We start from the raw sequence: 14,230 nt of genomic DNA on the forward strand, positions 1-14,230 counted from the left end.
AATCTATTTTAACAAGGAAAACCTAAATGATTAGGCATATCTTACTTATTAAATTTAAGGCATCATCTGATCAAACTGAAATTGATAAGCTCAGGTCGTTATTTGAAGCAATGCCTGCAAAAGTTGATGGTGTCGTTTCAGTCGAGTGGGGCATCAATGATAGCCCTGAGGTAAAGAATCAAGGTTACACACATTCGGTATTGATGACATTTGCGGATGAAACTGGCCGGCAAAACTATCTGCCACATGCCGAGCATGAAGCGTTGAAGCAGGTGTTTAGGCCGTTGCTAGAGGATATCATTGTATTTGATTATCAGTTCTAATTTGAATTCGGGCTTTCCTAAAGTGCAATTCTTCGGCAATGGTAATGAAGTAACAAAGTCGTTTCATCTCTAACATTGATAATATTTTCCTATTAATCAATTGGTTGTTTTCTATCGGCAGTCCTATCTATTGTCGTGCCGTTTTCTACCTATTTATGATAAATGATATGAGCAAACAGAAATTTGTTATTTTAATGGCCATGATTATGGCTGCCGGACCTTTTGCAGTTGACGCATATCTGCCTGGTATTCCTGGCATGGCATTAGCCCTAAATGTGTCAGGATCCACGATCGCTTCCACTATCAGTTTTTACATTTTTGGTATGGCGCTAGGTCAACTAATTGGTGGTCCATTAGCTGACCGAATTGAAAAGCGTTCTTTAATTATGGTTGGTTTAGGGATCTTCGCTCTATCTTGTCTCACTATCGCATGGGCAGAACAAATGTTCATTATTAAATTAATGCGTGTTGTTCAGGCTATTGGAGCTGGCTTTGCGATTGTTTGTGTGGCTCCTTTAGTCCGGCAGAAAGAAAAAGGGATGGCTGCTGCAAAACTATTTGGCTCAATAGGTTTAATATTTATTATCGCGCCGGCAATAGCCCCAAGTGTTGGTGCTTTTATTTTGTCATTTGGTAGCTGGAAACATATTTTTTATTTTATGGCAGCCTATGCATTTCTTATTATTATAATTGCCGCAACTAGCCTACCCAAGCAATCCAGACGTTTGCCATTTAAATCCCTTTCACTTTTTGAAGGTTACCGATATGCATTCAAAAACAAAACTGCGATGCGATATTTAGTCGTTCAGGCATGTGGCTACAGCGTTATAATGGTATTTGTTACCAACTCTTCGTTTATATATCAAGATCATTTTGGTCTTACACAACAAGTATTTGCTGTGGTGTTTGCTTTGAATACAGTATTTAACATTCTCGTGAACAGAGTAAACGCTTATATGTTAAACAGGGTATCCGCACATATTCTCCTACGCGGGGCTCTTATTATTCAGGCACTATGTGTAGCGTTACTGATTGTTATGACAATGATGGAAGTTAGTGCTGCTGTATTTGCTATGGGGATTATTGGGGCAGTAGGAATTCTTGGGGCAATCTACCCAAACACCAACGCTTTATTCATCAGTCAGTACTATAAACATACAGGATCAGCTTCAGCTCTTTTAGGTACATCTCAGTTCATTGTGGCTTCAGTCATGGGTGGTATTACAACCTGGCTGCACAACGATACGCTATGGCCTCCTGTATTAGTTATGGCTGGATTAGTACTGGTTACGAATTTGGCACTTCCAAAAGAAGTGAAACAGTAAGTTTAATTAGTCAGTATTGATTAAAAACTGCCCGGATTATCCGGTGTAAATCTAGTACGAAGGGTTGCGCCAGGGTTGTGCCAGGGTTTCTAGCTCGATTCGGGACATTAGCGACTTAGAGTATACCCTCTAATGTTTACGTAATAGTATGCAATTCTATAGGCTATGCCATTCTTGACTTAACTCAGTTCAATTCCTAATAACAGAGTACGATATTGATCAGATGGTTATGAAACATGAATCACAAACATAAAAAGTAAACATATGTACATTAGGGATGTATTTGGCTGGGCTAAAGGGAAAACAATATGAAAAATATGGGCTTATTACTTTGTATGACGATTCTAGTAGGTTGCTCAACAACGCCAGTAATGATGGAGATAAAGGACGAAACCATTCTGCGTGGTGATGTTACATATTCGCTCGGAGGTTCCTTCAAGCTAAAAGACCAAAAAGGGTTGGAGTGTGACGGCTCTTACGCACCGCATTTTGGTAGTTACTTGGATGTTTCATTTACATGTAATGATGGGCGTACAGGAGAGGTTCAAATGACCTTGGTAGGGTTCAACAAAGATAGTGGCTCTGGGGTAGGTACACTTTCAGATGGCTCAAAAGTTAGAGTTTTACTAGGATTGGCAACTTTGGCATCAGCACAGCACAACGCATTCTAATCACCGGCGATGTACAGGGGAGGATAAGAGTGGGAACTAAATGCCACGCCGTCGTTGATGGAATCCGCAATTTCTTTGCTAAGAAATTACCATGCCGCAATTGTGGAAAACCTACTCTTCCCGCGACAAAGAAAAAGACGGGGGGACTATGCTTCGTTTGCTGGGACTTACAGCATATTCCATCGATTGTTCATCCAGCAATCTCCACCATTGCGAGCGAAGAGATAAAGCGTGGTAATAGAATTGTATCTGTAAAAAGATCAGCTACAAAGCAGGGTGGCATACGGATAGAAATGAAAGACAAGTTCAAAGATAAATACGATATCGATTCGAAGGATCTTGAATACACAACCGTCCGTCACTCAGATGATTGTTATTATTATTACAACCACAAGATAACGCATGATGCGGTTTATAGCGCTAAGTATTATGATGATCCATGGTCTCGAGGAGGCACAAAGGCAGAGCAAGCGGGAAATATCATTTGGCAAATTTTCTTACGCTACTGTCTTCCACCAATCGTCATTGTTATTGCATTGATTTTGCTATTTGTTTACCTAGAGTTATATGCCGTTGCAGTCATGCTAGGAGTGCTGCTTGCCTTGCCAATTCTTGCAGCCACTCTATGGGTATTAAAAACCATCATTATGTAGATATTCAACATAGAGCATAATGATTGATTTGGGCTAGAAGGTTAAGTCTCAAATATTCCCCCAACTACGATTCCGGGTCTTCTGATTCGGTCTGGGACAAAGCGTGTTAGCGTTGAATAACCAATATCTGTCTAGGTAAGCCCGGACAGTCACACTCGGAAATAAACTACTTAGCGGTTAACTGTATACCTTTTCCCAATACTCGAACTGTTCTCGGGAAACGCCAGGCACATCTAGATTGATCATTACCTTTTCAGTTGATGGGGTGCTTCGGAACTCTTGAGGGAAGTGCCAGATATTGAACTCGGGATTTGGCATCGTATCGTGAACTAGTTTGGTCCACCCAAGTGTCATAGCGATTCGCTTGCACGCGATCTTCTTGGCTAGGTCTATCTGTGCATTTTCATCAATTTGGAGCCAATGTCCGGTATTTACAGCTCCAGTCAGAATATCAACAGCCTGCAGGCCAAAGTGCTGCTTTGAATCCTCCATACTTAGCTCTTCGATTGCGGCACTACCAGTTTTCTTTCTTATCAGGTGGTTACTAATGATTTTAACTACTTCATCTTGCTTGCTATATGAAGTACTTTTTTGATCCATTCTTACCGTAGCTTTACCTTTTTTGTGTTTTAAGGTGTTGGCGAGCAAGATGTCATATGTTGTAAAAAAGGCTTCCTCTTCATCTAACCGCCACTTTCGATATAGATCCTTTCGAACGACAATACAGTGAAAAGAGCACGGGCCTTCCAAAACAAGTTTGGCGATATCAGTACATAGATTTAGTTTTCCTGCGCTTTTCCGAATTTTCTGCCACTTCAGTTCGCCCCTGATACCACTTTTTGATATTAAGCTTTTTATCTGATTATCAAACTCACTCAAGTAGTCTTTAGGGATGGTAAGAATACCAATCGTGTAACAAGGACAGCCTGTTGTAATACCACTTTCGTCTGCAAAGGCAATGACTTCATCCATTAAAGGCCAAACTCCTTCTCTGTTTGATAGTTAACGTGAAAGCTAAGGAAATCTGATGATTATTATCTGGAGAGCTACAGCTATATTTGGTTAATATTTGCACATATTGCCACTTTTTGGGGTTAAATGCAATCAGTTGCACTTTGTTGGGCTGCCCTAGCTTATTTTGTTAATAGATCAGTTATCAGTTTTGACTCTGATCCTCCTAAAATTCACTTCCCGGCGAAACCAATTTAGGAAAGCTGAGAAATATCTGGCCTCCTGCCAGGCAGGTTAGTCTTGATTAACAAACTGCCGGATTAGCAGTCTGGTCCATCGCTTACCATCTGGGCTTAGCTTTCCCATTTGATTTAATCTATCGGCAATCTGCTGGTGGAACATACCTTGCTCGTGCCATTCTATTGCCAACTCTACCGCAGACCTTTCGATCTCCGGTGTTTGAGTGCGCACACACGTATGGTTCGATGTATACACATCGGAATCCTGAGTATTTGGAAATTGTGCGCACGATTCCGAAACCCCATGAACCCGATTAAGTTTCTCTTTACACGCATCTTTCACCCACTGAGAGAAGCTAGTTTCCTCAGGCCTAATTTCTTCAATTGCAGCCAATAACTCATGCTCGAAGCGAATGTTTTTCTTCGCGGATTGACGGTTAGTATTGCTGTTAAGTACTACGACTATTTTCTTCATGGGCGCACATCAAACTGGGAATAAAAGAAAGTGTGCGCACGATTCGGACTTGAACTGTGCGCACAGGCGGGATTGTTCACCTTTAGTGAAGGATGGTTTTAATCGAGATATCAATTCGTGACTCAAGTGCTGCTAAAATCCACACGGAGTCCCGTGCTGAAGGATTGTTTAAACACTGATGTAGTACACGAATTACACCATCGGTTACGTAACACAAAAACTGGTGCTCGCGTTTGTGTTTAATCGGTAAAAGGGATGCTCTTTCACGTATCAACAGATAGATGTCATCACGAAACCCATCAATATCGTCGTGATTCATTGTTTTGAATGATGCCTGCTGGATCACATCAAAGCAGAGGCTGGTACAGTGGATAGCTAGTGGCGAATATTTCATGCTTCACCTCCCATCTCAAGAAATCGTGCAAAAGCACTTCCATCACGTCTTGTCAGGTTAGGCACATAACGTGAGTAAACCCGGAACAGCATGGTCGTTGTGGTGTGCCCCATCTGGTTGGCAATCCATTCCGGAGCTTCTCCTGATGCCAACAGCAATGTCGCATAGGTATGGCGAGTCTGGTACGGATTTCGTGGTCGCAGTTTGGCTCTACGAAGGGTAGGGTACCAAATGGACTTAGACACCGTCTGATAGTTCAACGGAAGTCGCTTATCGTTAGTAAAGACGTATTTATCTTTGAGATAAGCGGTCTTCTTATGCTCTCGAAGTGCTTCGGCGACTTTGTCAGTCAGCATAACCACACGGTATGAGCCTTCTGTTTTTACGTCTGAAAGCTCACCGCGCACAAGGCTTTGATTAACGGTAATCGTTTTATTTTCCAGGTTAACGTCTTTCCACATCAGTCCATCGATCTCACCGGTTCTAAGACCGGTAAAGAATCGAGTGATGTAGTAAGGCTTGTACTTCTCCGGTGCATGTGCAATTACCAGTTCAACTTCTTGCAGGTTAAACGGGTCAACTTCTGTACGACCTACTTTTAATGCTTTGATATTCTTCCATGGCGAAGTAAAATCATATCGATCAGCGGCTTCATTCAACATGACTCTTAGTGGTGTCATGATATGATTGATGCGTGAAGGGCTTAACTCTTTACCTTTTCGACCTGGGACTTTGGCGAGTGTAGATCGAAAGCTTAAGATTTGTTGTTTAGTGATGGCGCTGATCTTCTTATTACCAAACATCGGAATGATGTATTTGTTCAGGATGCCTTCCACATCTTGGTAATGGCCTTTACGCCATTCGATTTTCTTTTCAGATAGCCAGATTTCAGAAAACTCATGAAGTTTTGGAGAATCTGTTGCTTCGAAGTACGCTTTAGCCTGACGTTTTCTAGCATCAATTTCAGAAAACTGTGCAACTTTGTTACTACTCGGGAAGTACTTTGTATAGTCAAAGCTTCCTATCATTATCTCGGCTTCGATGGTTTTTAATAATCGGCTTAGACGATTGCGATTGGCCTTATTATCAGGCAGTTGTGTGTATTCACGACACCGTACGCCCTTATATCTGAAGTCCAGATATAGTTTGTTATTTTTGGTATTAATGCTACCCATAATTGCTCCTTAAATACCGGTAACTAATGAATTAGTTGTTACGCCATTCAACATTTCTTCCTCAACTCTTTCCCAGATGAAGAGAATTTTTCTTCCACCAAAAGGTCGGATGTAATGAATTCCTTCAAATAGGACTGAATCTTTGAGTTGTTCTCGAATAACTCTTTTGTCGTATTTGATTACAGACGAGAGCTCTTCTGTTGTTAGGTAGGTGTAATTCATAAAACCTCCAAAGGTTCTTATTGTGCCTCTTAGGGGTTATTATTTGCCTTGCGAGGGTGCCTGTCAAGCTCTTTTTAACCCTCTAAAGGTACATTTTTAGACTTTCAGTGGTTAATAAGACCCTATAAAGCTCCTAGATCCTGAGTCTGATCCTACGGTATAATTTGGGATATCAATTATTTATGGATGCCTAATATGATCAAATGCCACCTTTCGGCCATCATGGGAGCTAAGCGGTTAAAAATTTCAGATGTGGTAAGAGAATCAGGAATTAACAGAAATACTGTTACGCGTCTTTACCATGAAACGAACAATCGAATTGAATTTGAAACTTTAGAAAAGCTATGTCGCTATCTTGATTGTCAGGTTGGTGATTTGCTTGAAGTTGTAAATGACGATGAAATCGAAAAATAAATCTGGTTTGCAGATCTGCTTTGTTTTTGACATTAGATTTCCTAATGTTGGGCTTATGAACTCAGAGGGACCGGAAAAAATGAGGGGAACACAGTCCTTTTTTTAGTTGGTCCCCAGATGGTCCCTATTTGGTCCCCAGACTAGATTGGAGGCATGGAATAGCATTGAGATATAAACGGCAGATACACAAAAACACGCCTTAAAGCGCTTACTTTTCAAATGGTTGGGATTGTTAGAGTAGGGGAGGGAACTTGGAGCGTGCAGCGGGAATCGAACCCGCATCATCAGCTTGGAAGGCTGAGGTAATAGCCATTATACGATGCACGCTCTGCGTCGATGGAGTTATAATGCCACACTCATTTTTAAATGGAACCCCTGAGAGGAGAAAAATCGTCATTAACTCAACTGTTTGGGTGAAAAATGATCAAGTTGGTGTGATAGTGTCCGTTTGAGGTTGGTGTCGTTTTTCTTTCCGCCGGATTAGGAATATCGGGATCACGAATTTTAACGATTCACTAAAAAATAATATAAATACTGTTGACACTTAGCCGCTTTACTATAGCCTATTCATGGCTAGAAAAAAGCTTTGTTTACAGATTTACCGTACCACTGGTCAGAATTTCCTTTCCATTGTGGCGTATATAAGTAGCAATTGTTTTTTCCACGCTATCAACAACGCCCATAAAGGGTTAACACAATTTAGGAATGAAGACTATGTCTAACACAGTGACTGGTACAGTAAAATGGTTTAACGAAACTAAAGGTTTTGGTTTCATTCAGCAAGAAAACGGCCCAGACGTTTTCGCTCATTTCAGTGCAATTCAGGCGGACGGTTTCCGTACTCTGACTGAAGGTCAGAAAGTTGAGTTCACAGTGACACAAGGCCAAAAAGGTCCTCAAGCTGAAAACATTAAAGTACTGTAATTAATTAACAATTACTGTTGATGTAGGTAGCCAGTCTTCAGACTGGCTATTTTTTTGTCCGGTATTAAGTTTGTTGCGGCAAAAATCACACCTTCTATGTCAAATTAGTCGTCTTGTGGCAATGAGATCAGGGTACACTAAACTTATATGTGGTAAGCGACGAACTTAAGTATGAAGTAAGGCCAGAAGACGATGAGTGAAGCGATAGTAAGTAACCTGAAGCAGCAACTGGAAGTTGTTGGTATTGACACGCTTCCGCTGTCAGACAAAGAAGCAAAGATGTTTCAGGAAACGGTGGAAACAAAAGCCCGTTTTTTTGATACCGTGTGCGAGCAGAAGCAGGATAGTAGCCCCTTGCTACTGTTACTTGGTTTACTGACGAAGTCACACATTGAAGCCATAGGAAGAATAGAGCCACAAATCGAAACGATTTCCGCGATGAGTGACGTTTTTGAAAAAACACTTGGTGAAGACTGTGCACATAAGCTTGAGGCCGATTCAGTTGTCGAGCTTTCTCTTGTTACTAAGCTTTGGTTGATGGTGCAAGGTTATCTGAATATGGATTTTAGTCTGGCAAACGATCATGCGAAGCAGACTTCAGATGTATTGGCTAAGGTACTGCATGCCGAATCGGATCAAATCAGAAGTGAGTTATTAGCCAGTTACTACCATGGTAAAGATAAACGGAAAGTAGATACACCATCATGGAAATGGCCCAAAAGGCTGCTTGACTGGCTGGGAACTAAATAGTGATGAAATATTACCCTGAAACTAGGTTGTAATATACTGCTTACAAATAATTACAATTTACTTTGGCGGTAAAAAGAGATGGCTCTCTTTTTTTGATATTAATTTAATCGTTAATATATCTAAGATCATATAATCCTGTGTTGTCTGATAGTTTTATTTAAAGAAATATAAATTAATGTCACTTCATAGAGAATTAAAATACAGTGTGAAAAACTATGATAAAGGGGAAAAAATTTACTCGGCAAACCAAAAAGCCGAAGGCTTCTTCTTTCTGGAATCAGGGCTAGTCGCTCTTTACCGTAATACGGAATCGGGAAAAGAACACCTAATGCGAGTGTACGGTCCCGGGGACTATTTTGGTTTTCGTTCATTATTCAGTGACGAGCAATACCACCTTACAACCCGCAGTTTACTAAGTAGTTCTGTTCATCATATCAAAGCAGCAGGAATAGACTCACTTGATGTGATGTCACCAACTATGCTGAAAGCGCTGTTATCTAACGTATGTCATGAACTTGGAGAAGCTGAGGCTCGGCTGTCGAATGTGGCTGCGTATAGTGCAAAAGTCAGAATTATTGATGCTATTGTTTGTCTTTTTACTCGCTTTAGTCATTACCCTTGGACCAGCAGAGAAGTTGCAGAGTATTCAGGTACAGATACTCAAACAGTAATCAGATACTCAAAATACCTAAAAGAGCAGAATTTTCTAGATCCGAAAGAAAGAAAAATTAAGCCTGTTGATATTAACTCCCTTATAAGTTTAAGGGAAGATATGATATTGAAGTAGCTGCTTGTTTAATCGGACACAACAAATTAAACGTATGGTGTTCTAATTTTCATTATGTTCACCATCATATTGGTAAATATTATTCACGAGTAACCTAAGTCCATCTTTTATTTTATTGGGATAAAAATGGACTATTTAATACAAGAAATATTTGTATCTTTCTCATTTTATGAGATCTGTATCAGACTTATCTTTGGCTGCTTAATTGGTTTATGCCTGGGTATGACGGGTGTCGGAGGCGGGGTATTTATTATTCCGGTCTTACAGGTTGCTTTTGGTATGAATCCGGTTTTAGCTGTAGGGACGGCAAGTGTGATTTCCGCTCTTGTGAAGGTGAATGCAGCTGTCTCACATATTATGGCCAGAAATGTTTCCTGGAAAGAGGTCGCCTATATTCTGGTTGGTGCGGTGCCAATCAGTATAATCGTCGCGAATTTCATCGTGCATCTTGCCAGGCACCCGGAGTATTCTGGAATGATAACCGAAACAGTTCAGAGGCTAATTCTGACTATCATGCTTTTTTCGTTGGTCACTATGCTCGTTAAGTTAAAAAGAGAATGGGCAGGAATACCTCATAAGACGGGCAATGATTCAAAGAAAATGGTGGGTATTGGATCGGGTGCCGCGTGTGGGGCAATCATGGCCTCTACGGGCGTAGGTGGTGGGGTGTTGATACTACCAACCTTAAATTCGATACTGGGACTGGACATCAAACGCTCTGTTGGTTCTTCCATTGTCATCGCACTTGTATTGTCCGGGATCTCTGCGATTCAGTACAGTAGTGGCGGACAAAGTGATTTAGCAACAGCTCTTATACTAACGGCCGGAGCCTTTACCGGTGTTCCTGTCGCGGTCAGAGCAGTGAATAAGCTCAGTTCCGTTAGCATGTATATTATTACGATTGCCGTTATTTTTATTAGCTTAATGCTAACGTTATTTGGTCTATAGAAATTATTTCCATATCTGGTCATATAGAAAAGCCTCCGCAGGCACGCTGTGGAGGCTTTTGATTTTGTATCAGCAGAAATGATTATTTCTTAGGTAACCAAGCTGTACGGTCAATGTCCAGATCTGAGAATTCATCGGGATTGAATTCCGGATGTTCGACACCAGTTTTCAGTTTCTGTCGGTAATCCTGGAGAATACGCATTGCTGTAGGGAACAGCATGATTAGCGCGAGAAGGTTCACAATAGCCAGAACACCCATCATTGGATCCGAGAAGAAGAATACTGACGTTGCTGCCGGAGCGACAGCACCGACAAATACGATACCCACAACAGCAATACGTAGCAGGTGAACAGATAGTTTACGCTGAGACATAAAGGTCAGGGCGTTTTCACCCAGGTAGTAGTTGTAGATAACTGAACTGAATGAGAACAGCAGAATCGCACCAGTCAGATAATATTGAGCCCACTCACCAAGATGTGAAACCAGAGACTGCTGCGTTAACACGACACCGTCAACACCCGTTGCACCAGGAACGTAGACGTCCCCCAAAAGAATAACAAATGCGGTACAGCTACAGACAATGATAGTATCGATAAATACAGACAGAGACTGTGTGATGCCTTGGCTGACAGGGTGAGTGACGTCTGCTGTTGCAGCAACGTTTGGTGCAGAACCCAGACCCGCTTCGTTTGAGAACAGTCCTCGGCGCAAACCCTGAGCCAAAGCTGCACCCATACCACCACTAACGGCTTCTTCTATACCAAATGCGTTTTTCACGATAGTCGCGATAACGTCTGGCAGATCAGTAATATTCATTAGAATGATCAGAAGTGCGATAGCGATGTAAGCGACAGCCATAATAGGAACGACGACATCGGCAACTTTAGCGATACGGTGAATACCACCGTAGATAATAAAGCCAACGACACCCGCCAGGAATACGCCGGTGTAGATACGATCAATTCCCAGGCTGTCCTGAACAGCACCCGCTACAGTATTACCCTGAAATGCATTAAATCCGAAAGCAAAAGAAGCTATCAGGGACACGGCATACAAGTAGGCCAGCCAGCGGTAGTTTTCACCCAAACCGTGAATAATGGTACGTGCTGCACCCCCGCGAAATTCACCTTCTTCTTTACGTTTGTATAGCTGAGCCAGTGAACATTCGATCAGGCTGGTTGCCATTCCGACAAGGGCTATCGCCCACATCCAGAACACAGCACCTGGCCCGCCGAGTGTAATTGCTACTGCAACACCAGCAATGTTACCGCCACCAACTCGGCCACCAATGGATAGTAAAAGTGCTTCACGGCCTGAGATGGCTTTTTCGTCTGCTGTCTGGTTTTTGGTCAGTAACACGCGGAACATGCGTTTAAAGAACCGGAACTGAACAAAGTCAGTCACAATAGTAAAAAACAGGCCAAATATAACGAGGAATGGCACCAGTGCCCAACCCCACGTTAAATCTCCAATTATTCCAAAAAAGGATTCTAATAGTTGCATCAATACTCCTTGAATTTACAACGCCTTCTGTCTGTTAAGTCATTTTATTGTTATAAGACTATATGTATATTTCGTGCCTTATTATATTGTTATCTTGTATCGTTCATTGATTATAGATTAGTCAATTAATCCAGACTGATACTCAAAAGCCGCAGATTCTACAATAGTACGGGCAATTATCAAACAGTTGTTTTATGGTAGTGTTAAGGGTGCTGGATATTTGAACAATTATTGTTTGCCAGGCATGAATAAAGAGGTGGGGAATTGAACGAGAACCCCGACCGGAGCCGGGGATATTTTTCAAAGGAATATCAGGCCAGTCCTACCGACTGCCTGAAGACATTATCGACGGGAATGAGTAATGCTACCGATTTTGTATCGCCCAGCTTGTAAACCTCACTGCTGCCGAATCTTTGGTGGGGAAGTCCTATGCGCTTAAGAAGTTTTTCAACTCCGGTAGAGGTAACGGTGACATAGTAACTGATAGAGTGTTGAACACCATAGAGATAAATGGCTTTAAACATTTCCATCGTCACGGTACTGGGGGTGTAGTGCGCGCCAACTGACTGGCTCCTCTCAACAGCAAAACGACTGAGTTCGTAGATGACATCTGATTCAGGCGCTTTTTCTCCGCCCAGACACTGTGGGAAAGTATCTTTTAACATATAGTGCCCGCTGGTCGGAAGGATTCTCCAGCATCCGATCATCTGTTGTTCACTTTTGGCAATCAAGTACGTTGGATCCAAGTGATCATAGTTGTCCGATTCTTGATGGTTTACCGATTTTACATCCCATTTGAGCCGTTGTTTAAAGACCCGATAGCGTAAATTAAGCAATTCATCATATTCTTTGTCAGACATTTCTTTTCTGGATTTGCATTCGATATTAATCATGGTTATCTCTCCACTTCAGATAATCAATATATTTGACTGAGAAAATAACTCTTCCAACTGTAATACTTTACAGGTTCTATATTCTTGACGAATGTTATTATGTTCTATACTGTGGGGAAATATGCGCCTAAATAGAAGGCGCATAATGGTTATATATAATTAGTTTATTATTCCGGTGATAATTGCTTTGCTTATAGCTTGATATTTATTTGAGGCATTTAATTTTTCGCATACGTTGGTTAAATGAAAAACAACAGTTCTCTCTGAACAATTTGATATTTTTGCTATTTCCCATGCAGTTTTCCCTTCTGCAGACCATTTAAGGCATTCAACTTCTCTATTCGTTAGTGCAGGGGGTTCAGGAACTGTATTCTTAAAGGATGGGTCATTATGAAAACAACTGATAATCACTGGAGAAAGCGTTTGGGAGGCGATGATAGCCATATCGAAATAACCTAATGTATTGTCACGGTTAGCAAAACTACACATGCCAAATGTACCTCCCGTGGCATGAATTGGAATGGTGACGCCATTGCTTAAGTGATATTTTTTAGCTTCTTCCATAACATTGATGTCAGAATTCATATTATGAGTTATGTTTTTTATATTTGGATCTTCCCATAATATTGGTTTGCTATTTTTAGTACTGTATAAAAAGATGGGATCTATCTCTTTTAGATCATTATTATCATAAGTCTTTCTCCACTCATATGGATAATTGTCAATTATTCCTGAATGAGATTTTGTTATTGATATTGGAGTAGATATGCCAACTAAATAATATTCATAACCAATAATATCAAGAGAGTTATTTATTATATTATTTAGATCTTTTAGACTGGTGCAGGTATCTGTGTCAGTTATTAATTCATATAGTTTGGTTATTCTAATAGGGTCCATAATTAATGTCCTGATATTTATATTATTAATATATAGATATCAAAGTTGATCATTATTTTTGTTATAGGCAACACATTAAAAATAATTAATTAGAAATTACAGGTTGATATGAAGCATAATGCATAAAGGCAAGTGACATGCTCAGGTCGAGTGGAGGGGTGTTATTCAAAAGATGTGCACATATCAGGCAAACAAACGTAATGTGAGGCCAACTTCTTCCATTGGTTTAGCTGATTCTGATACAGTGTGAAGACCAATGAAATCAGCACTTAGGGTGTAATAAAATGGAAAAAATAATAAAGTGTATTGAAACTATCTCTGAAGCTGATTCGACGGTTCTTATTGAACAGGAATTACTCTCCCTGACTCAATTTTTTGATTATGATTTCTACTTGCTTGGGTTGTCTGTCCCGGAGTCTGTCGCCAGGAGTAAGGTGCTTATTTATAACAATTACCCGACAGACTGGAGGGAGTATTACGATAATAATAATCTGGCGAATGTGGATCCTATCGTAAAGCATTGTTTTGAAAATACAGAGCCAATTCACTGGCATCAGAAGTGGACCCCAATGGTTGGACACATAAGCTCATTCCTTAAGTGGTTGATCCAGCTCATGCCGCGTATCTCTGCCTGCCGAAGTAGGCTTCATCAGGGGTGAGGTCATTGAGTCCTTGATGGTTA

17 protein-coding genes, 1 tRNA gene and 1 pseudogene are annotated in these 14,230 nt (G+C 40.9%); 10 read left to right on the forward strand and 9 right to left on the reverse strand.

The window, feature by feature from the left end:
* The first annotated feature begins 26 nt into the window (after nt 1–26).
* The 4 genes from DI392_RS11395 (at nt 27) to DI392_RS11410 (ending at nt 2,972) form a co-directional block, all read left to right on the forward strand.
* On the forward strand, nt 27–323 hold the full coding sequence (locus DI392_RS11395) for a Dabb family protein (protein ID WP_109320026.1): 297 nt from the start codon (nt 27–29) through the stop codon (nt 321–323).
* A gap of 167 nt (nt 324–490) precedes the next feature.
* Nucleotides 491–1,648 carry a multidrug effflux MFS transporter gene (locus DI392_RS11400; RefSeq protein WP_181388409.1) on the forward strand — a complete coding sequence of 386 codons (1,158 nt, stop codon included), beginning with the start codon at nt 491–493 and terminating at the stop codon, nt 1,646–1,648.
* A 308-nt stretch (nt 1,649–1,956) separates the two neighbouring features.
* Nucleotides 1,957–2,319: a hypothetical protein gene (locus DI392_RS11405; protein WP_109320028.1), complete on the forward strand. Its 363-nt coding sequence runs from the start codon at nt 1,957–1,959 to the stop codon at nt 2,317–2,319.
* Nucleotides 2,320–2,348: 29 nt separating this feature from the next.
* The gene (locus DI392_RS11410; protein WP_109320029.1) at nt 2,349–2,972 is read left to right on the forward strand and encodes a hypothetical protein; all 624 of its coding nucleotides are present in this window, start codon (nt 2,349–2,351) and stop codon (nt 2,970–2,972) included.
* A gap of 177 nt (nt 2,973–3,149) precedes the next feature.
* Here the strand turns inward: DI392_RS11410 and DI392_RS11415 are convergent, their stop codons facing one another.
* The 5 genes from DI392_RS11415 to DI392_RS11435 form a co-directional block, all read right to left on the reverse strand.
* Nucleotides 3,150–3,944, reverse strand: coding sequence for a DUF3800 domain-containing protein (locus DI392_RS11415; RefSeq protein ID WP_109320030.1), 795 nt, complete (start codon nt 3,942–3,944; stop codon nt 3,150–3,152).
* 273 nt (nt 3,945–4,217) lie between these two features.
* Nucleotides 4,218–4,637 carry a YlcI/YnfO family protein gene (locus DI392_RS11420; protein ID WP_109320031.1) on the reverse strand — a complete coding sequence of 140 codons (420 nt, stop codon included), beginning with the start codon at nt 4,635–4,637 and terminating at the stop codon, nt 4,218–4,220.
* 82 nt (nt 4,638–4,719) lie between these two features.
* The gene (locus DI392_RS11425; protein ID WP_109320032.1) at nt 4,720–5,031 is read right to left on the reverse strand and encodes a hypothetical protein; all 312 of its coding nucleotides are present in this window, start codon (nt 5,029–5,031) and stop codon (nt 4,720–4,722) included.
* Complete coding sequence (locus DI392_RS11430) at nt 5,028–6,206, reverse strand: site-specific integrase (protein WP_109320033.1); 1,179 nt, start codon at nt 6,204–6,206, stop codon at nt 5,028–5,030. Before DI392_RS11430 ends, DI392_RS11425 begins: the two co-directional genes overlap by 4 nt.
* Nucleotides 6,207–6,215: 9 nt before the next feature.
* On the reverse strand, nt 6,216–6,428 hold the full coding sequence (locus DI392_RS11435) for a hypothetical protein (protein WP_109320034.1): 213 nt from the start codon (nt 6,426–6,428) through the stop codon (nt 6,216–6,218).
* A 195-nt stretch (nt 6,429–6,623) separates the two neighbouring features.
* On the opposite strand from DI392_RS11435, the gene DI392_RS11440 reads away from it, so the two are divergent.
* Nucleotides 6,624–6,842 carry a helix-turn-helix domain-containing protein gene (locus tag DI392_RS11440; RefSeq protein ID WP_109320035.1) on the forward strand — a complete coding sequence of 73 codons (219 nt, stop codon included), beginning with the start codon at nt 6,624–6,626 and terminating at the stop codon, nt 6,840–6,842.
* Nucleotides 6,843–7,094: 252 nt separating this feature from the next.
* Here the strand turns inward: DI392_RS11440 and DI392_RS11445 are convergent.
* Nucleotides 7,095–7,169, reverse strand: a tRNA-Gly gene (locus DI392_RS11445).
* 387 nt (nt 7,170–7,556) lie between these two features.
* On the opposite strand from DI392_RS11445, the gene DI392_RS11450 reads away from it, so the two are divergent.
* The 4 genes from DI392_RS11450 (at nt 7,557) to DI392_RS11470 (ending at nt 10,251) form a co-directional block, all read left to right on the forward strand.
* Nucleotides 7,557–7,766 carry a cold-shock protein gene (locus DI392_RS11450; protein ID WP_109320036.1) on the forward strand — a complete coding sequence of 70 codons (210 nt, stop codon included), beginning with the start codon at nt 7,557–7,559 and terminating at the stop codon, nt 7,764–7,766.
* Nucleotides 7,767–7,958: 192 nt separating this feature from the next.
* A complete protein-coding gene (locus DI392_RS11455) occupies nt 7,959–8,516 on the forward strand; it encodes a hypothetical protein (protein ID WP_181388410.1) in 558 nt (185 codons plus the stop codon).
* A 175-nt stretch (nt 8,517–8,691) separates the two neighbouring features.
* Nucleotides 8,692–9,303: a Crp/Fnr family transcriptional regulator gene (locus DI392_RS11460; RefSeq protein ID WP_109320037.1), complete on the forward strand. Its 612-nt coding sequence runs from the start codon at nt 8,692–8,694 to the stop codon at nt 9,301–9,303.
* 126 nt (nt 9,304–9,429) lie between these two features.
* Nucleotides 9,430–10,251, forward strand: coding sequence for a sulfite exporter TauE/SafE family protein (locus DI392_RS11470; protein WP_109320038.1), 822 nt, complete (start codon nt 9,430–9,432; stop codon nt 10,249–10,251).
* A gap of 82 nt (nt 10,252–10,333) precedes the next feature.
* On the opposite strand, the gene DI392_RS11475 is transcribed toward DI392_RS11470, so the two are convergent.
* From DI392_RS11475 to DI392_RS11485, 3 genes are all read right to left on the reverse strand, one after another.
* Nucleotides 10,334–11,755 carry an alanine/glycine:cation symporter family protein gene (locus DI392_RS11475; RefSeq protein WP_109320039.1) on the reverse strand — a complete coding sequence of 474 codons (1,422 nt, stop codon included), beginning with the start codon at nt 11,753–11,755 and terminating at the stop codon, nt 10,334–10,336.
* Between the two features lie 311 nt (nt 11,756–12,066).
* A complete protein-coding gene (locus tag DI392_RS11480; protein WP_109320040.1) occupies nt 12,067–12,648 on the reverse strand; it encodes an acyl-homoserine-lactone synthase in 582 nt (193 codons plus the stop codon).
* Nucleotides 12,649–12,807: 159 nt separating this feature from the next.
* Nucleotides 12,808–13,548, reverse strand: a complete 741-nt coding sequence (locus DI392_RS11485) for a LuxR family transcriptional regulator (protein ID WP_109320041.1) — start codon at nt 13,546–13,548, stop codon at nt 12,808–12,810.
* A 284-nt stretch (nt 13,549–13,832) separates the two neighbouring features.
* On the opposite strand from DI392_RS11485, the pseudogene DI392_RS19760 reads away from it, so the two are divergent.
* A pseudogene (locus DI392_RS19760) lies at nt 13,833–14,093 on the forward strand (autoinducer binding domain-containing protein); the annotation flags it as partial.
* Nucleotides 14,094–14,230 lie beyond the last annotated feature (137 nt).

The sequence above is a fragment of the Vibrio albus genome, assembly GCF_003144035.1.
GTDB lineage: Bacteria > Pseudomonadota > Gammaproteobacteria > Enterobacterales > Vibrionaceae > Vibrio > Vibrio albus.